This is a genomic window from Agrobacterium sp. CCNWLW155, assembly GCF_036888815.1.
GTDB classification, from domain to species: Bacteria; Pseudomonadota; Alphaproteobacteria; order Rhizobiales; family Rhizobiaceae; genus Agrobacterium; species Agrobacterium radiobacter.
The window spans coordinates 77661-95128 of sequence record NZ_JBAKFW010000011.1 but is presented as its reverse complement, the minus strand read 5'-3'; the positions used below and the strand labels follow the sequence as shown (position 1 = coordinate 95128).

At 61.5% G+C, this 17468-nt stretch carries 18 protein-coding genes; 6 read left to right on the top strand and 12 right to left on the bottom strand.

Features of this window, described 5'->3' with window-relative positions; translation table 11 throughout:
• The first annotated feature begins 15 nt into the window (after positions 1 to 15).
• The 6 genes from V6S97_RS23975 to V6S97_RS23950 all read left to right on the top strand — a co-directional run bounded on the left by V6S97_RS23975 (position 16) and on the right by V6S97_RS23950 (position 7351).
• Positions 16 to 1191, top strand: a complete 1176-nt coding sequence (locus V6S97_RS23975; RefSeq protein ID WP_020809018.1) for an isochorismate synthase — start codon at positions 16 to 18, stop codon at positions 1189 to 1191.
• A gap of 18 nt (positions 1192 to 1209) precedes the next feature.
• Positions 1210 to 2835, top strand: coding sequence for a (2,3-dihydroxybenzoyl)adenylate synthase (locus tag V6S97_RS23970; protein WP_334427818.1), 1626 nt, complete (start codon positions 1210 to 1212; stop codon positions 2833 to 2835).
• Positions 2836 to 2925: 90 nt separating this feature from the next.
• Positions 2926 to 3795 carry an isochorismatase gene (locus V6S97_RS23965; protein WP_020809020.1) on the top strand — a complete coding sequence of 290 codons (870 nt, stop codon included), beginning with the start codon at positions 2926 to 2928 and terminating at the stop codon, positions 3793 to 3795.
• A 13-nt stretch (positions 3796 to 3808) separates the two neighbouring features.
• The gene (gene dhbA / locus V6S97_RS23960; protein ID WP_020809021.1) at positions 3809 to 4564 is read left to right on the top strand and encodes a 2,3-dihydro-2,3-dihydroxybenzoate dehydrogenase; all 756 of its coding nucleotides are present in this window, start codon (positions 3809 to 3811) and stop codon (positions 4562 to 4564) included.
• A gap of 30 nt (positions 4565 to 4594) precedes the next feature.
• Positions 4595 to 5308 (top strand): 4'-phosphopantetheinyl transferase family protein, encoded by a 714-nt coding sequence (locus V6S97_RS23955; protein ID WP_020809022.1) that lies wholly within the window; start codon positions 4595 to 4597, stop codon positions 5306 to 5308.
• Between the two features lie 129 nt (positions 5309 to 5437).
• Positions 5438 to 7351, top strand: coding sequence for a PhoX family protein (locus V6S97_RS23950; RefSeq protein WP_112495134.1), 1914 nt, complete (start codon positions 5438 to 5440; stop codon positions 7349 to 7351).
• A gap of 106 nt (positions 7352 to 7457) precedes the next feature.
• Here V6S97_RS23950 and V6S97_RS23945 read toward each other — a convergent pair whose 3' ends face one another.
• From V6S97_RS23945 to ubiV, 12 genes are all read right to left on the bottom strand, one after another.
• Complete coding sequence (locus tag V6S97_RS23945) at positions 7458 to 8153, bottom strand: cytochrome c3 family protein (protein WP_031233457.1); 696 nt, start codon at positions 8151 to 8153, stop codon at positions 7458 to 7460.
• Between the two features lie 2 nt (positions 8154 to 8155).
• Positions 8156 to 8647 carry a nitrate reductase cytochrome c-type subunit gene (locus V6S97_RS23940; RefSeq protein WP_077998774.1) on the bottom strand — a complete coding sequence of 164 codons (492 nt, stop codon included), beginning with the start codon at positions 8645 to 8647 and terminating at the stop codon, positions 8156 to 8158.
• Positions 8617 to 11121: a periplasmic nitrate reductase subunit alpha gene (gene napA, locus V6S97_RS23935; protein ID WP_020809024.1), complete on the bottom strand. Its 2505-nt coding sequence runs from the start codon at positions 11119 to 11121 to the stop codon at positions 8617 to 8619. Before napA ends, V6S97_RS23940 begins: the two co-directional genes overlap by 31 nt.
• A complete protein-coding gene (locus tag V6S97_RS23930; protein ID WP_003504694.1) occupies positions 11096 to 11383 on the bottom strand; it encodes a chaperone NapD in 288 nt (95 codons plus the stop codon). The genes napA and V6S97_RS23930 overlap by 26 nt, the downstream gene beginning before the upstream one ends.
• On the bottom strand, positions 11376 to 11876 hold the full coding sequence (locus V6S97_RS23925) for a ferredoxin-type protein NapF (RefSeq protein WP_031233459.1): 501 nt from the start codon (positions 11874 to 11876) through the stop codon (positions 11376 to 11378). Before V6S97_RS23925 ends, V6S97_RS23930 begins: the two co-directional genes overlap by 8 nt.
• A gap of 7 nt (positions 11877 to 11883) precedes the next feature.
• On the bottom strand, positions 11884 to 12069 hold the full coding sequence (napE, locus tag V6S97_RS23920; RefSeq protein WP_003504689.1) for a periplasmic nitrate reductase, NapE protein: 186 nt from the start codon (positions 12067 to 12069) through the stop codon (positions 11884 to 11886).
• Positions 12070 to 12270: 201 nt separating this feature from the next.
• The gene (locus V6S97_RS23915) at positions 12271 to 13458 is read right to left on the bottom strand and encodes an NnrS family protein (RefSeq protein ID WP_334427817.1); all 1188 of its coding nucleotides are present in this window, start codon (positions 13456 to 13458) and stop codon (positions 12271 to 12273) included.
• Positions 13455 to 14207 carry an ATP-binding cassette domain-containing protein gene (locus tag V6S97_RS23910; protein WP_020809027.1) on the bottom strand — a complete coding sequence of 251 codons (753 nt, stop codon included), beginning with the start codon at positions 14205 to 14207 and terminating at the stop codon, positions 13455 to 13457. Before V6S97_RS23910 ends, V6S97_RS23915 begins: the two co-directional genes overlap by 4 nt.
• Complete coding sequence (locus V6S97_RS23905) at positions 14204 to 15013, bottom strand: ABC transporter permease (protein ID WP_020809028.1); 810 nt, start codon at positions 15011 to 15013, stop codon at positions 14204 to 14206. The genes V6S97_RS23910 and V6S97_RS23905 overlap by 4 nt, the downstream gene beginning before the upstream one ends.
• Positions 15014 to 15018: 5 nt before the next feature.
• A complete protein-coding gene (locus V6S97_RS23900) occupies positions 15019 to 16005 on the bottom strand; it encodes an ABC transporter substrate-binding protein (RefSeq protein WP_020809029.1) in 987 nt (328 codons plus the stop codon).
• A 139-nt stretch (positions 16006 to 16144) separates the two neighbouring features.
• Complete coding sequence (locus V6S97_RS23895) at positions 16145 to 16528, bottom strand: hypothetical protein (RefSeq protein WP_020809030.1); 384 nt, start codon at positions 16526 to 16528, stop codon at positions 16145 to 16147.
• Complete coding sequence (ubiV, locus tag V6S97_RS23890) at positions 16525 to 17463, bottom strand: ubiquinone anaerobic biosynthesis protein UbiV (protein ID WP_080865053.1); 939 nt, start codon at positions 17461 to 17463, stop codon at positions 16525 to 16527. Before ubiV ends, V6S97_RS23895 begins: the two co-directional genes overlap by 4 nt.
• Positions 17464 to 17468: the final 5 nt, after the last annotated feature.

The following is a 17468-nucleotide window of genomic DNA, read 5'->3' as shown; positions in this document are numbered from 1 at the left end:
CACAGGAGGCATCCCATGAAAACGGGAGCACTCAGGACGAATGACGTCGAATCCGACGAAATTACTGAATTTAATAGAGAATTTCTGTTTACTTCCGGCAGCGGGCAATTACGCGCCAGGGGCATTCGCGAAAGGATCGCGATTCCCGCCCGTGGCGGCGAAGACATATCGAGCCCGCTGCAGCAGGCACTGGCCGGCGCCTTCGAGCGTGCGCGCCGGGACGGCGAGCAGAACCCCATCGCCATCGGCGCAATCCCCTTCGATGTCAGTGAACCTTCATGCCTGTATATTCCATACAACCATGAATGGAATTCAAGGGATGCCGCGCCGATCGTCGCCGATTCGGCCATGCCGGCGCTTATCGGTCAGAACAGCCTGCCGGACGAGACCGGTTTCAAGCGTGCCGTCGAGCATGCCATCGTCAATTTCCGTCATTCCGAAGTCCGCAAGGCGGTGCTTTCGGTCATGCGCGAACTGACTTTCGCCTCCGAGGTGGATGTCGAAAGATTGCTGGCGAGCCTCGCCAAGCAGAACCGCGAAGGTTACCAGTTCCGCATTCCGCTTCCCGATGGCGGCGACCTGATCGGCGTCAGCCCGGAACTCCTGATCCGCAAGCAGGGCGAGAAAATCATCTCGAACCCGCTGGCGGGATCCGCAAAACGCATGGTTGATCCGGCGGCGGACAAAGCCAATGCGGATCGGCTCTCGGCATCCGAAAAGGACCATTACGAGCACAGCCTGGTGATCGAGGATATCCGCTCGCTGCTTTCACCGGTCTGCGTCGAACTCGATGTTCCTGAAAAACCCTCCCTCATCAACACCGCTGCACTCTGGCATCTTTCAACGCGTATCGAAGGCCGCCTTGCCGATCCCGAGACCAATGCGCTGCAGCTTGCTTGCCTGCTGCACCCCACACCGGCCGTCTGCGGCTTCCCCACCGAGCGCGCCCATCGCCTCATCCGCTTCGTCGAGCCTTTCGAGCGCGGGCTCTTCACCGGCATGGTCGGCTGGACGGATTCTGAAGGCAATGGCGAATGGGTGGTGACCATCCGTTGCGGCACCGTGCAGCGGGAAACAGTGCGGCTCTTCGCCGGCGCCGGCATCGTGGAGGCCTCGGAGCCCGAATCCGAATGGGCCGAGGTGCAGACCAAACTCAAGACCATGCTGAACGCCTGCGGTCTTTCTGCCTAATTTTCCCAGGAACGAACCATGACAATCGAATTTGAACGCTGGCCCGAGGATTTCGTTCGCCGATACCGCGAACGCGGCTACTGGACCGACCGGCCGCTGAGCGGCATCCTCACCGAACAGGTGGAGCGCCGGCCGGATGCGACGGCGCTGATCTGCGGCGACCGCCGCTTCAGCTATGCCGATCTCGACCGGCAATCCTCCAATCTTGCCGGACATCTCTCCGCCGCGGGCGTTGGCAAAGGTGACACTGCGCTAGTGCAATTGCCTAACATCGCCGAGTTTTATCTCGTCTTTTTCGCGCTGATGAAAATCGGCGCAGCCCCCGTCAACGCACTTTTCAGCCATCGCCGGCTGGAAATGACCTCCTATGCGGAGCAGATTGCACCGAAGCTGGTGATTGCCTCGCGCAGCCACGAGCTTTTCGCCGATGACGCATTTGTGGAGACGCTGAAAGCAGTCTCCCCGAAGCTTGCGGTGACCCTGCTGCTCGGCGAAGCGGATCCGCAGCGCAGCCTTGAGCGGATGCTTGCCAATTCCGCCGAAAACCCGCCCGCCTACGCCCCTTCGGCGTCAGACGAGGTGGCGTTGTTCCAGCTTTCCGGCGGCAGCACCGGAACCCCGAAACTGATCCCGAGGACGCACAACGACTATGATTACAGCGCCCGGGCCAGCGCGGAGATTTGCGAACTCTCGCCTGAGACCCGTTTCCTTTGCGCCATTCCGGTGGCGCATAATTACCCGATGAGCTCGCCCGGCGCGCTCGGCGTTTTCCACGCCGGCGGCACCGTGGTCATGGCCACCAATCCGGAGCCGCTTGCCTGCTTCGATCTCATCGAAAAACACGAGATCGACATGGTGCCGCTGGTGCCGCCGGCCGTGGCGCTGTGGCTGCAGGCTGCACCCGCCCATCGTGAACGGCTGAAATCCCTCAAGCTCCTGCAGGTCGGCGGCGCAAGCTTTGCCGAAGCCCTGGCCCGCCAGGTGCCAGAAGTGCTGGGCTGCGACCTGCAGCAGGTATTCGGCATGGCGGAAGGGCTGGTGAACTACACCCGCGCCGGTGATCCCGACCATATCGTTTTCACCACGCAAGGGAGGCCGATCAGCCCGGATGACGAGATCCGCATCGTCGACGAGGACGGCAACGACGTGCCCGAGGGCGAAGCCGGCATGCTGGCGACCCGTGGCCCCTATACGTTCCGGGGCTATTACCGCGCGCCCGAACATAGCGCCCGGGTCTTCGACAGGGATGGGTTCTATTATTCCGGCGATGTCGTGCAGCGCACGCCCGAAGGTTATCTCCGGGTCGTCGGCCGGGTGAAGGACCAGATCAATCGCGGTGGCGAAAAGGTCGCTTCGGAGGAGGTCGAAAACCTTATCCTGCGGCATCCGGACGTCACCCATGCAGCACTCGTGGCGATGCACGACGAGCTTCTAGGTGAGAAAAGCTGCGTCTTCGTCGTTTCACGCAATCCCGCGCTCAAGGCGCCGGCCATCCGCCAGCATCTCGCCGGTCTCGGCGTCGCCGATTACAAGTTGCCGGATCGCGTCCGTTTCATCGAGGCCATGCCGCTCACCGCCGTTGGCAAGATCGACAAGAAACGTCTGCGCGACCTGCTTGTGACACCCGCCGCCATCAGCGCCTGACACGCGGCACAAACAAAGGGGGACGCTCAAAAAGAGCGTCCCGAAACCCGAGATTAAGCGCCCCTGGCGCAGCAAACCACCGAGGTCATCATGACAATCCCCAGCATTTCCGACTATCCGATGCCGGTCGCCGCAAGCTTTCCGGCCAACAAGACAAAATGGCAGCCCGATGCGAAACGCGCCGTACTTCTCATCCACGACATGCAGCGTTATTTCCTGCGGTTTTATGAGGCCGAAGGCAAGCTGATGACCACCCTCATCGACAATCTCGCAAAGGTGAAGGCTTGGGCGGTTCAGAACGGCGTACCTGTTATCTATACCGCCCAGCCGCATGACCAGCCGCCTGGCGACCGTGCGCTCCTCAATGATATGTGGGGACCGGGCCTCACCGTCGTCGACCCCGAACTGCAGAAGGTCGTGGATAAGCTCGCCCCGACGCCTGACGACGTGGTGCTGACCAAATGGCGCTACAGCGCCTTCCAGCGTTCCGACCTTACTGAGCGCATGAAGGGCTGGGGCCGCGACCAGATCATCGTCGGTGGCGTTTACGCCCATATCGGCTGCATGATGACGGCGGTGGAAGCCTTCATGAAGGATATTCAGCCCTTCATGATCGGTGACGGCGTTGCCGATTTCTCGGAAGCCGAACACCGCATGGCGCTGCAATATGTGGCGACACGCTGCGGCGTGGTGATCGACACCGCAAGCCTTGTCGGCGCGGGAGAAGCCACCGATATCAGCGAATGGCTGAAAGCCCGCGTCCTGCAAATGGTGGAGGATGAAAGCGATATCGACCCCGACGAGAACCTGATCTTCTACGGGCTGGATTCGCTGCAGGTGATGAAGCTTGCCGGCGAGCTGAAGGAACGCGGTGTCACCGTCGGTTTTGACGAGCTTGCGCGTGTACCCACACTTTCCGCCTGGTGGGCGCTGATCGAAGAAAAGCGGCTCGCAGCCTGAGCGGACGAAAAAGATGACGCAACAGAGATTTACCGGGCGGCGTGTGCTGGTGACGGGCACGGCCCAGGGCATCGGCCGCCGCATCGCCGAACGTTTCATCGAGGAAGGGGCCGAGGTCATCGGCCTCGACCTTCTGGCAAGAACGACGGAAGCGCCCTTCCGCCAGATCGCACTCGACATCACCGACGCGAGGGCGGTGGAGAAGGCCTGCAAGGCAATCGAAAGCGAATGGGGCGGGCTCGATATCCTGGTCAACGCCGCCGGCATCTTGCGGCTCGGCGACAGCGAAAGCCTGACGCCTGCGGACTGGAAAGCCTGCATGGACGTCAATGCAGCGGGACCGTTTTATATGCTGCGGCAATGGAGCAGCATCTTCAAACGGCAGCGGCGCGGTGCGATCGTCAATGTCGGCTCCAATGCCGCCGTCGTGCCGCGCATCGGCATGATGGCCTATTGCGCCTCCAAGGCGGCGCTGGTCAGCCTCAGCCATTGCGCCGCCCTTGAGCTTGCACCCTATGGCGTGCGCTGCAACGTCGTTTCACCGGGCTCCACCGATACGCCGATGCTTGCCGGCATGTTGAGCGATCCCGCCGGCAAGGAACGGCTGGTCGCCGGCCTGCCCGAGCAGTTCAAGCTCGGCATTCCGCTCGGCAAGATCGCAAGGCCTGATGATATCGCCGATACGGTGCTGTTTCTCGCCTCCGATCAGGCCGGGCATGTGACGATGCAGCAGATCGTGGTTGATGGCGGCGCCACGCTTGCGGCTTAAATTCGCGCCGTTGGATTGAAGGTGAAGAATATGGCCGTCGCAACGGCGTTTCATCGCGAAGCCGTCTCCGGCGATCCACCGGAGGCCATCTGGCCTTGGCCGGACGACAGCGGCGATTGCCATTGCCTCACCCTTCGTTACAGCGCCGAAGAAGGCGGCGGCGGCGATGTCCCTCCCTTGCCGCCGCAGCTTTTAAACGCCGCGCAGAGACGCAAGGCGGAATTCATCGCCGGCCGCAGATGCGCGGCGGAAGCCACGCGCCGCCTCACCGGCTACGCCGTCTTTCCCGGTATGGGTGAGGATCGCGCCCCGATCTGGCCCGAGGGCATCATCGGTGCGATTTCCCACAGCCATGGGCGGGCGATTGCGCTCGCCGGCTCTTCCCAGCGATTTCGCGGCATCGGCATCGATATCGAAAGGCTGCTGACCGAAGAGGAGGCCCGCGATATCGCCCCGCAGGCCTTGACCGCGAATGAGCGCCACAACCTCGGCAACGATATCGATCCCTTCATGACCGGGTTGATTTTTTCGGCCAAGGAAAGCCTGTTCAAGGCGCTTTATCCGACAGTGAAACGGCTGTTCTTTTTCGAGGCGGCCGAATTATCCGGCTTTGACGCAAACGGCTCCGCATCATTGCGCCTGACGGCCGACCTCGGCGAAGACTGGCGCCGCGGAACGGAGGTTCCCTTCCGCTTCTGCCGCTTCGAAGGCCTGCTGCTCACTCGCATCCTTCTCCCGCATTGAGGGAAAAATAGTAGATTCATAACTGAGAAGATCATATTTTAAACCCGTCTTCCCGTCATCCGAGTGAAACACTCGGAAGGTACGCAGCCTGTTGGAATGATTCCAAACATTGAACGGTGGAGACAGACTATGACCGACATCGATACGAGCAAATTGTCCTGGGACGAGTGGGACGAACTGCAGAACCCGCCGCCGGCCGAAACCGATTTCGACCGCGTGGTTGAAACCGCGATTTCCCGCCGCGGCTTTCTCGGCGGCGTGCTGGCCTTCGGTTCGGCCGCGGCCGCCATGGGCACGCTCGGCAACCTGTTGAGCAGCACTTCGGCGGAGGCGCAGGAAGCCGTCGCCGGCCGTTTCCCGTTCAAGCCGGTTGCCGCCGCAACCGACCACACCATCCATGTCCCGGAAGGCTATAACTGGAAGCCGCTGGCGAAATGGGGCCAGCCGCTGTTCTCCAACGTTCCCGATCTCGACCCCGCCAAGGGCGTCAGCGTTGAAAATTCCGACAAGGTCTTCGGCGAAAACACCGACGGTATGGAACTTTTCGTGGTCGGCAGCCATCAGCTGATCGCCGTCAACCACGAATATGTGAACCCGGAAACCAACCTGCCGCACGCTGAAAAAGGCAACCCGAAGACGGCCGACGATGTGAAGATCCTGCAGAACATGCAGGGCGTCACCGTCATGGAAGTTGCGGAAGACAAGGACGGCTGGAAGATCGTTCTCGACAGCCCCTTCAACCGCCGTATCCACCACAACACACCAATGAAGCTTTCCGGCCCGGCTGCAGGCTCCGATCTCGTCAAGACCGCCGCCGACCCTGATGGTATCGACTGTCTCGGGACCTTCAACAATTGCGGCGCCGGCCGCACACCGTGGGGCACCTACCTCACCTGCGAAGAGAACTTCAACGGCTATTTCGGCACCACCGACGCCACCTTCAAGCTGCCTGATGATTACAAGCGTTATGGCATCGTGGCCGAGACGCGTTATGCCTATGAGAAGTTTGACGAGCGTTTCGACGTCGCCAAGAACCCCAACGAACCGCGCCGCGCCGGTTATGTGGTCGAGATCGATCCTTCGGACGCCAAGTCCACCCCGATCAAGCGCACCGCGCTTGGCCGCATCAAGCATGAAAACGCCGCCGTGGTGATTGCCCGTGACGGCCGTGTCGTTGTTTACATGGGTGACGACGAGCGTGGCGAATTCCTCTATAAATTCGTCTCCAACGGCATCTACGTGCCGGGCGGCGACACCTCCAAGCTGCTTGACGAAGGCACGCTTTACGTCGCCAAGTTCTCCGATGACGGCGCCGGCGAGTGGCTGGCCCTGACCCCTGAAACCACGGGCATGAAGATCGACGAAATCTGCGTCTTCACCCGACAGGCCGCTTCCAAGGTCGGTGCAACGACGATGGACCGCCCGGAATGGGTCGCCATCAACCCGGTCGCCATCGAAGCCTATTGCGCGCTGACCAACAACAGCCGCCGCGGCGAAATGAAGGACGGCAAGCTGCGCGCCAATGCCGGCGGCGATGCCATGGCGACCAATGCCGCCAACCCGCGCGAGAAGAACGAATACGGCCAGATCGTGCGCTGGTATCCGGAAAATGACGACCATGCGGACGGCAAGTTCAAGTGGGACCTGTTCTGCATGGCCGGCAACCCCACCGTCCACAAGGACGCCTATGCGGGTTCTTCGAACATCAACGAAGGCAACATGTTCAACTCGCCTGACGGCATGATGTTCGATAGCACTGGTCTGCTCTGGATCCAGACCGACGGCGAGGATAGCAATGAAGGCAACTTCGCCGGCCAGGGCAACAACCAGATGCTGGCGGGCGACCCGGCCACCGGCCGCATCGAGCGCTTCCTGACTGCCCCGAAGGGTTCCGAAGTCACCGGCCAGACCTGGTCCGGCGACAAGCGCACCCACTTCGTCGGCATCCAGCACCCCGACGCCCCCTTCCCGGATGGGGAAGGCAAGCTGCCACGCTCGGCCCTCATCGCCATCAAGCGCGACGACAATGTGAAGATCGGCTGACGCATGGCTGAAGCAAACCCGGCCGCGGCTAACCCCCGGTCCGGTTTAATAAATGGAAACGCCGTGCATCCGGAAGGCTGCACGGCGTTTTGTTTTGCCAGACAGATCAGAAAACGTTCCGATGCACATCCGTCATCGCGCGCCTCAGGTCGTCCACAGCAGAGGCCGTCGGGCCCGGTTGGTCGTCTAGTGCCGGCGGCATTTTCCAGCCGGGGTCGATGCCTTCCATATTCGGCAATTCATGGGCGATGCCCTTGTGGCAATCGATGCAGGTGGCCTTGCCCGTCAGCAGATATCTGGAATGGATATCGGCGGCGCGCTGCGTCTGTTTGGTAAAATCCATGGCGGCGGAAGAATGGCAGTTGCGGCATTCCAGGCTGTCATTGGCCTTCAGGCGCGACCATTCGTGCTGGGCAAGCTCCAGCCGCTTGTCGAGGAACTTCTTGCGCGTATCGATGGTGCCGAAAATCTTGCCCCAGACCTCCTTGGAGGCCTGCATCTTGCGGGCGATCTTGTCCGTCCATTCATGCGGCACATGGCAATCCGGACAGGAGGCGCGCACGCCGGAACGGTTGGAGAAATGCACCGTCCGCGTCAGTTCCTCATAAACATTCGCGCGCATCTCATGACAGGAAATGCAGAAGGCTTCCTTGTTGGTCATCTCAAGCGCGGTGTTGAAGGCGCCCCAGAACATCACCCCGCCGACGAAGCCGCCAAGCGTCAGGAAGGCAAGGCTGAGCGTACCGGCCGGCGTCGTCAGAATAGCCCAGAGCCAGGCGAGAAGTTTTTTCACTCGGGCGATCATCATTCGCTACCCGCCGGTTTGACGCCCATTTCGCTCATGTCCTGAAACGTGTTGGGCACGAGCGGTCGCGTATCAGCCTGCGGCACATGGCAGGCTGTGCAGAAATAACGGCGCGGCGAAACATCCGCCAGCATCTGGCCTTCGCGCGTCATGTAATGCGTCACGCTGATCATCGGCGCGCCGGAATCCTGCGTGAATTCGCGCTTATGACAGGACAGGCAACGGTTGGCATTGACCGAAAGCTGGTAGCCGTCGATGGAATGGGGAATGACCGGCGGCTGTTCCGGATAGGCGCGCATGCGCCTGAAGTCGTCGATCACCCATTTCGGCAGAGGTTTGGCGGGCTCGGTGCGCATGGCGTCACCGCGCGGGCCGGACAATTCCGGCACCATCTGCGCAGCGGCACCCGTCGCCACCGCGACCACCAGAAGCGTGGCGACCATCCATCCGTGTTTCCTGATCATGCGACTGGCTCTATCTTGACTGCGCATTTCTTGAAATCCGTCTGCTTGGAGATGGGATCGGTTGCGTCGAGCGTCACCTTGTTGATGAGCTGGCTGGCATCGAACCAGGGAACGAAGATGACACCGGGCGGCATGCGGTTGCGTCCGCGCGTTTCCACGCGGGAGCGGATTTCGCCGCGGCGCGAGACGATGCGGATTTCCGCTCCCTGATTGAGCCCGCGCTTGCGCGCATCATCGGCATTCATGAAACAGCGGGCGCCGGGGAAAGCCTTGTAGAGTTCCGGCACGCGCATGGTCATGGAACCGGAATGCCAGTGCTCCAGCACGCGGCCCGTCACCAGCCAGGTATCGAATTCGTCGTCGGGGGATTCGGCCGGCGGCTCATAGGGCACGGCGATGATGACCGCCTTGCCGTCCTTGTTGCCGTAGAATTTCACGCCCTCGCCGGGTTTGACATAGGGGTCGTAACCCTCGCGGTAACGCCACAGCGTTTCCTTGCCGTCCACCACAGGCCAGCGCATGCCGCGCACCTCGTGATAGGCATCGTAAGGCGCAAGATCATGGCCGTGGCCGCGCCCGAAGGCGGCATATTCCTCGAAGAGGCCCTTCTGCAGATAGAAACCGAAATCCTTGGATTCCTGGTTCTGGTAATCCGCGTTGATCTCGCTCAGCGGGAACTTGCCGACATCGCTGTCCTTGAAGAGAACCTCATAAAGCGTCTTGCCGCGATAGGCGGGATTGGCGTCGAGTATCTCCGCCGGCCACACTTCATCGGTGGTGAAGCGCTTGGAAAATTCCACCAGCTGCCAGAGATCGGAACGCGCCTCACCCGAGGCCTCGACCAGCTGGTGCCAGACATGGGTGCGCCGCTCGGCATTGCCATAGGCCCCTTCCTTTTCCACCCACATGGCGGCGGGCAGAATGAGGTCGGCGCTCATGGCCGTGATGGTCGGATAGGCATCCGAGACCACGATGAAGTTTTCGGGATTTCGATAGCCCTGATAGGTCTCGTTCTTGGTGTTGGGACCTGCCTGTACGTTGTTATTGACCTGCACCCAGTAAAAATTCAGCTTGCCGTCGTGCAGCATGCGGTCCTGCTGCACGGCGTGATAACCCGGCTTTTCCGGGATAATGCCGTGCGGGATGCGCCAGATTTCTTCCGCATGTTTGCGGTGTTCGGGGTTGGTCACCGTCATGTCGGCCGGCAGGCGATGGGCGAAGGTTCCGACCTCACGCGCCGTGCCGCAGGCCGAGGGCTGGCCGGTGAGCGAGAACGGGCTGTTGCCCGGCTCGGAAATCTTTCCCGTCAGCAGATGAATGTTATAGACCATCTGGTTGGCCCAGACGCCGCGAACATGCTGGTTGAACCCCATGGTCCAGAGCGACATGACCTTGCGTTTCGGGTCGGCATAAAGCTCGGCCAGTTCTTCCAGAAAACCGGCTTCCACGCCGGTCATGGCGGCGGTTTTTTCCAGCGTGTATTCGGAGACGAACTCCTTGAAGGTCTCGAAATCGATCGCTTCCGTCTTGGTCGGATCAGCGGAATTGGCGGCATTCACCTCCACCGGGTTGTCCGGCCGCAGGCCGTAACCGATATCGGTGACGCCGCGCACGAATTTCGTGTGGTTCTTCACGAAATCCTCGTTGACGCGTCCGGTCTTGATAATGTGGTTGGCGATATAATTGAGGATGACGAGATCCGTACCCGGCTTGAAGACCATCGGGATATCGGCAAGGTCCATGCTGCGATGGGTGAAGGTCGAAAGCACCGCCACCTTCACATGGTCGAACCCCAGGCGCCGGTCGGCGATACGCGTCCACAAAATGGGGTGCATTTCCGCCATGTTCGAACCCCAGAGCACAAAGGCATCGGCATGTTCGAAATCGTCGTAACAGCCCATCGGCTCATCCATGCCGAAGGTGCGCATGAAGGCATAGGCAGCAGACGCCATGCAGTGACGGGCATTGGGATCGAGATTGTTGGAGCGGAAGCCGGCGCGCATCAGCTTGGTCGCGGCATAACCCTCGAAGATCGTCCACTGGCCGGAACCGAACATGCCCACCGCCGTCGGTCCCTTTTCCTTCAGCACCCGCTTGCACTGCGCGGCCATCACGTCGAAGGCCTCGTCCCAGCTTACCGGCTCGAACTCGCCATCCTTGGCGTAGACGCCGTTCTTCTTGCGCAGCAACGGGGTCTGCAGGCGGTCCTTGCCATACATGATCTTGGACAGGAAATAGCCCTTGATGCAGTTGAGGCCACGATTGACCTCCGCCTGCATGTCGCCATGGGTGGCGACGACCTTGCCTTCCTTGACGCCGACCATGACGCCGCAGCCCGTGCCGCAGAAACGACAGGGCGCCTTCGACCATTTGATCTGCAAGGCGGAAACGCCGCCCGGCACCGGCTGTGCGGCCGCCGGAAGCGCAATGCCCGCCGTTGCCGCCGCAATGCCGGCGGCATGCGCCTTCAATAGATCACGCCGCGTCAGTTCGCTGCTCATCGCCGCCTGTCTCCTCTGTATCGACGTGTTCGAAAACCATGTTGGCGGCAATCACACCGTCGAGTGTCGAAATATAAGTGAGCGTATCGCCCAGCATGCCGGTGCTCGTGCCATCGATGACGATGACGATCTTGCCGTTGCCCTCGCCATGAACCTCGACATTATCGAGCGTTAAAAGCGTTGCGAGCACGGCGTCGCGCATCTGCGGCATCACCGCCACCACGGCGCTTGAAACATGATACCGCCCTGTATTTTCAGGCATATTGCATCTCCGTGGCTGTTTCCTTGATCTCGATCACACCGGCCGGGCAGACGGACACGCAGGCCCCGCAGCCGGTGCAGGCTTGTTCGATAAGTTCAGGCACGAAGGGACCGCCGCGGCGCGGGCGAAACCGGATGGCCTCGGTCGGGCAGGCATCGCGGCAGGCCTGGCAATCAATATTGCCGAAGGCGAGACAGCCTTTACCGATCGCCATGACATGATCGAAGCGTTGGGCAGCAGGGACGGCAAACACCGGTTCCGGACAGGCTTCGGCGCATTTGCCGCAAAAGGTGCATTCCCCGACGGAAAAATCCACCGAAGGCAAACCGCCCACCATGGCAATGATGCCGGTGGGACAGGCTTCGACACATTTTGCGCAACCGCTACAAGCGGTGAGGTCGCTCAACGCGACCCCGGGGGGACAGATGCGTGGTCTATGTTTTTGCCCGCCGCGCAGCAAATCGCGCCGGCTGAGGGAGGCTTCCATCATCATGGCGCCCTCAATGACCGGGCGGCCCCGGAGGGCCGTAAATGATCTGGAACATCCAGACGATAAAGCCATAAGCCCCGACAAATCCGACCGCCAGAACGGGCCAAATTCCAAAGGCCAGAACGGCGAAGGTCACAAGTTCCCTCGTCCGGCCAGGCTTTTCATCTGTGTGTTGAGGCGCGACTATTTTAGGCATATTCGCGTTTCCTATTCGTTTCGAGTCATCATCGGCTAAAAGACGGAAATATTCAACCACTTGATTTTATTGATTATTTATCAAAACTAACATTCATCAAGACGGCTCACCTAAGTCACTGATTTCGCATTGTGCTTTTGCTGAAAAAATAAACAGTCGACGTAAAAACGGTTGAATGCGCCTGCTGCGGGAATCTCGCTCTCATCCGCAGGCTCCCGTATCGTCCATTCCCGGCGCGCGCATGAAGGGCAGAAAACCCTGCAGCCAGATGCCGAAACTCGCCGCCCAGAGCATTGCACTGAGACCATGATGATAGGGTGACAGGATCGCGGCGAAATCGAACTCAGACAGGATGCGGATCAGCCCGGCCGCCACCATCAGGGCCGCCGCCGCATGGGCCTGCCAAGGCAGAGACGCCAGATTGCGGCCCGTGTGCCGAAGCCCGGCGATGATGAAAACCGCCATGACAGCGCATCCAAGCGCCCCGACAGACAGGAGATGCAGCCCTGCGGCGGGCGTGACGGAAAAACCGAGCCGTGTCGCCCCGAGCGCCAGAAATCCCGCGCCGGCAAAGGCGTTGCCAAGGCCGAGCAGCAGCACCTCGGTCCTGAAGACCGCACGCCCGATGAACCATTCGGCCAGCCGGTCGAAAAACGCCGCACCGGCCGCAAGCGCTAGCCAGGCGCAGACATCGCTTTGCGGAAAGGCGAGCCTCGCCGCCATATAAATCGTCACCATGGCGCCCGCCATGTGCTGGCGGCCGGGATGCGGCCGGTAAGGCGTGGTCTCTCCGCTTGGATCGAGCGCCAGATCGATGACGACCACATTGATGCGGGCTGCCGAGAGCGAAAACAGCACGATGAAGATGCACAGCGCCACTTCCAGGCAGCGGGATGCGAATGCGAGATCGCCGGCCCACCAGCCATAACGCACACCCGCTTCCGTCGCCGCGAAAAGAAGAAGCCAGATGAGAAATGTCAGGTGCTTCACCGTGCGCCGCGCCAGCATTGCCCTGCCGATGAGGGCAGAGAGCGCCAGCAGAAAAGCCATATCAAAAAAGCCGGCCAGCAGGCTCCACGCATCAGCCCCCAAGACACCGATGATGCGGCCCGGCAGCCAGAGGCAGGCAAGATGGACCAGCGCTCTCCCCTGCGCCGGTTTCGTATCCGTCCATTCCGGCGCCGCCGACCCGAGGAAACCCGCAAGCGCCATGCCATAGGTGCCAAAAATCATCTCATGGGCGTGCCATTGCGAGGCAGGCACGGCATCGGCGAAAGGCAGGCCATAACCGCCGATAACCACCCACAAAAACGGCCAGACCGCGCCATGCGTGGCGGCCAGAGGAAAAAACAGCCGCAGGGCTTCGGAAAGGATCGGCGGCGGCCTCATCTGACCCGCTCCCTCGCCGAAAACAGTTCGGCAAAGGCCGGGCTCTCGGCCAGGCGTTCCGCTTCATCGAACACCGCCCGCGCCATGCGCCCGCCCGGCGAGCCGGAAGGCTTGTGAGCGGCAACCACGCGGCCGTCCATGCCTGAAAGCACGATCAGCCTGTCGGCCACCATCAGCGCTTCATGAAGATCATGGGTGACAAGAAGGGTGGAGAAACCGCGCCTGCGGGCGGTACCCACCAGAAGCTCCTGCAAATGGCGTCGCAGGCCGACATCGACGGCGCTGAAAGGTTCGTCCAGAAACAGCATGTCCGGCTCCACCGCCAGCGCCCGCGCCACACCGGCGCGCTGGCGCATGCCGCCGGAAAGCTCGACCGGATATTTGCCGAAATCCGCTTCTTCCAGCCCAACTTCGAGCGCAAAACACCCAGCCCTTTCACGGCGTTCCCGTTTCGGCATGCCGGTGGCCGCAAGGCCGTAGGCTATATTGTCGATCAGCGTCATCCATGGCAGCAGCCGCGGTTCCTGAAAGACCAGACCCTGCCGGCGATATCGACGATGCACGCGGCCGCGAACGGGATCGATGATGCCAGCCGCGATCTGCAGGATCGTCGTCTTGCCGCTGCCGGAAGGGCCAAGCAGCGCCACGGTTTCCCCCAGCGCTATGCTCAGGTCGAAATTCTCGAACAGGCTGCGACCTAAAAAGGCGTGGCCGACATGTTCAAAACGCAGGTTGGAATGATCGCTCATCGTTTGACACCCCATGGCAGCCCGGCGGCGCGCCAGCGTTCCAGCGCTTCGCGCAGCAGATGCAGCAGGCCGTAATCGGTGAGCAGCGCCAGCGCGACGGTGATGGTGAGCCAGGCGCTGACCTGCGCGATATCGAACAGCGCGCGTGCGGTGGCCAGTTCGCCGCCAATGCCGCCGGAATTCGACAGAAGCTCGGCCATGACAGTGACTTTCCACGCACTGCCGGCCGTCGTGGTCCAGGCGGGAAAGAGATAGGAAAGCACATGCGGCATGGTGACGGTGCGCAACCGGTAAAACCATGGAGCACCGAAGGCCTGCGCCATCACCTCCAGCTGACGATCCCGCTTGGCGACACCTTCCAATGCACCGGCAAAGGAAACGGGAGCCGATGCGATGACAACGGTCATGACGGCAGTGCCGCCGGAGGAACCGAACCAGATCAGCGCCAGCACGATCCAGCCTATGGGCGGAACGCCGAGCAGGACGGTGACAACAGGCTTCATCAGCCGCATGGCCGCGAAGGAGTAACCCGCCATCACGCCGGCGACGGTGCCGATGCCCGCCGCAATGGTGAAACCGGTCAGGGCCCTGACCGCGCTCTGCGACAGGATCGCGAAGAAATCCGGCCTCGCCGCAAGCACTCCGATAGCCGCGAAGGTCTCACCCGGCGAAGGCAGGATGAAGGAGCCATAAATTTCATGCCCGGCCTGCCAGGCGGCGAGAAAGCAGAAAATACCCGAAAGCCCCGCCCAGCCCGCCCAGAGATAGCGGCCCATCCAGCCAAGACTTTCGAGAATGCGGTTCATGCCTGCTACACCAGATAAAAACCGTCATCCGGCCGCCGACCGCCGATGATCGCGGGGCCGGCCTTGGCGAGTTCATCGTAAAACGCCTCAAGATCGGTACGCGCAGCACTCGCCTTCAGCGCACATAGATGGCTAGTCGGGAAGGAGGCAGCGATGATGTCAGGCGGAAAGCCCAGGGCTTCGGCGACGGCATCGGCCGCCGTCTTCGGGTCGGCGATGGCGCTGGCGAGCGCCGCCTCCATGGCGGCCTGTAGAGCCTCTATGCCGGACTTGCCGAGCTTTTGCTGAACCTGCGACGTCAAGGCGAGACCGGCCTGCGGGATTTCGGCCTTGCCGGCCACCTTCGCCCATTCCTGCTGGATATCGATGGTGCGGTGGACGGTCATGAAAAACGACTTCGCCTTGATCAGCACAGCGGTTGCGGCCGGTTCGCTGAGCAGCGCCGCATCCACCCTGCCCGTCAGCAGCAATTGCACAGCTTCCGGCGGCGAGGCGGCATATTCCAGCTTGATGTCGCCGGACTTCAAGCCGTTTTCGGCAACAAGGCGATGCAGCACGAAATCGGGCATATCATTCTTGAACGGCAAAGCGAGCGTCTTGCCGGAAAGGCTTTTCAGGGAGTTCAGCGTCTCGTCTTTCGAAACGATATAGAGCAGACCCGTGGTCAGCACGTTGAGCAGCCCGAGGCCGAGGCCGCGATTATGGAGATTGGCGGCGCCATAACTCGGCATCACCACCGCCCCCATGGAGCCGGAGGCAACGGCCGCGCGCATTTCATCCGGCGTTTTCCAGGCCTTGAAGACGGCTTCAGGCGCAACGTCCTTCAGGAACCCGCCTTTTACGGCATGGGCCAGCACGGCGGACGGCGCGGCGGGAGGCCCGTAAAAGGTGAGCGGTGTCTCGGCTTTCAGAATATGCGGTGCGGCAAGCGTCGCCACCGTGAAACCGGAAAGGGCCGAAAGAGCCTGACGACGGGTGAGATGATGGGCCATGGTCCTGATCCTTGTTCGCGCCGGAAGCGCCCCGATGCCGCACAACCAGCCTTGCGGCCCGGAGCGTCACCAACCCGGAAATGACATTTTGCAAGCGGGTGCTCTTTGCGCAGGATCAAACAGCACCGGAAGCAAGGGGCTATTTGCATGTTTTAAGAGACCGGGCCTCTCGCAGAATGCGCGAACCCTCCTGCGCGGCGGCGGCGATATCGAGAAACATCAGGCTCGCCGTTTCGACGACGCCTTCATCGACCGTATCGTCCTCGGCAAAATCCGACAGCATATCGGCTAGAAGCCCGATCTTGCGCCGCTCCTCGCGGGCGGCGGCAAGGAGCTTGACGACATTGCGCTGGCGCTCGAAATCCTCAAGCTCGCGCAGCGCCTCGTGCACCTTGTCACGGCAGTCGCAATCGAGCGCGCTTTGCAAAACCACGTTACGCACGAGATGGATCGCCGCCGCGATATCCGCCCCGCCCGGCGCTGCCGCAGACTGTGGTTGCGCGTTTTTTCCGTTCGTCGTCATGCATTCACCCCATGCGCCGTGTTGCGGGCGCGGGCGATCCAGGCCGCCCCTTCCTGCCCGTGGTGAAAACCATTGGAAAAAGGCACGTCCGGATAGATTTGGCTGAGACGGGCAAGACCATCTTCCGCACCCCGCCTGCCGGTCAGAACGTCGTCATGGATCTGCGCCACCGCCACCATGTCGCAATCCTGCGGCGAGAGGCGGAAGCGGGCGATGCCGGCAGCGGCCAGATCCTGCAATTCGCCAAGCAGCGACTGGCAGGTGTGCGACACTGTCTGCACTCCGTTCAGCGCCAGAAATGATTGCCGGTCAAGCGTGCGGACCGGCAATCCATCCGGATCGTCGCCGCAGACGAACTGGCAATTATCCTTGATATTGCCCCTGGCGCGGGCATGGGCGCAGCGCGCCGAAATGGCGAGCGGCAGGCGGCCGAAGGCGAAGATTTCGAAGTCCACATCAGGCGTCTCCGCCACGATGCGCTCCACCGAGATCATCGGCAGTTCCGGCGGCAGGCAGATGGCGCTTGCCCCGCGCGAGGAGAGCAGCCGCGCGGTCGCGGCATTATAGACATTCACCATCGGCCCGACGACGTGCGGCGCGCCATGCAGCATGCCAAGGGCGGAAAGGTCATTCGCCTCGACGGGATAGGGACTATCGGCGATCAGGCCGCGCAGCTGGCGGCTTTCCCGTTCCAGCGTCACCAGTGAAAGCGTCGAGAGGACCACCTGTTTTCCGGCGTTCTCCAGCCGCTCGATCACCTCTGCCAGATGCGGCTCGGTGAAATGAAACCGTTTGGAACAGACGGTCTCGCCGAGATAGACATGGCTGACGGGCGCCTCATCGGCGATGCGGAAATAGAAATCTCGCCATTTCTCGCCCTGCCAGAGATAAAGGACCGGGCCGAGCGCCAGAGTGGCCTTTGCGGGTTTTACCATCGCCT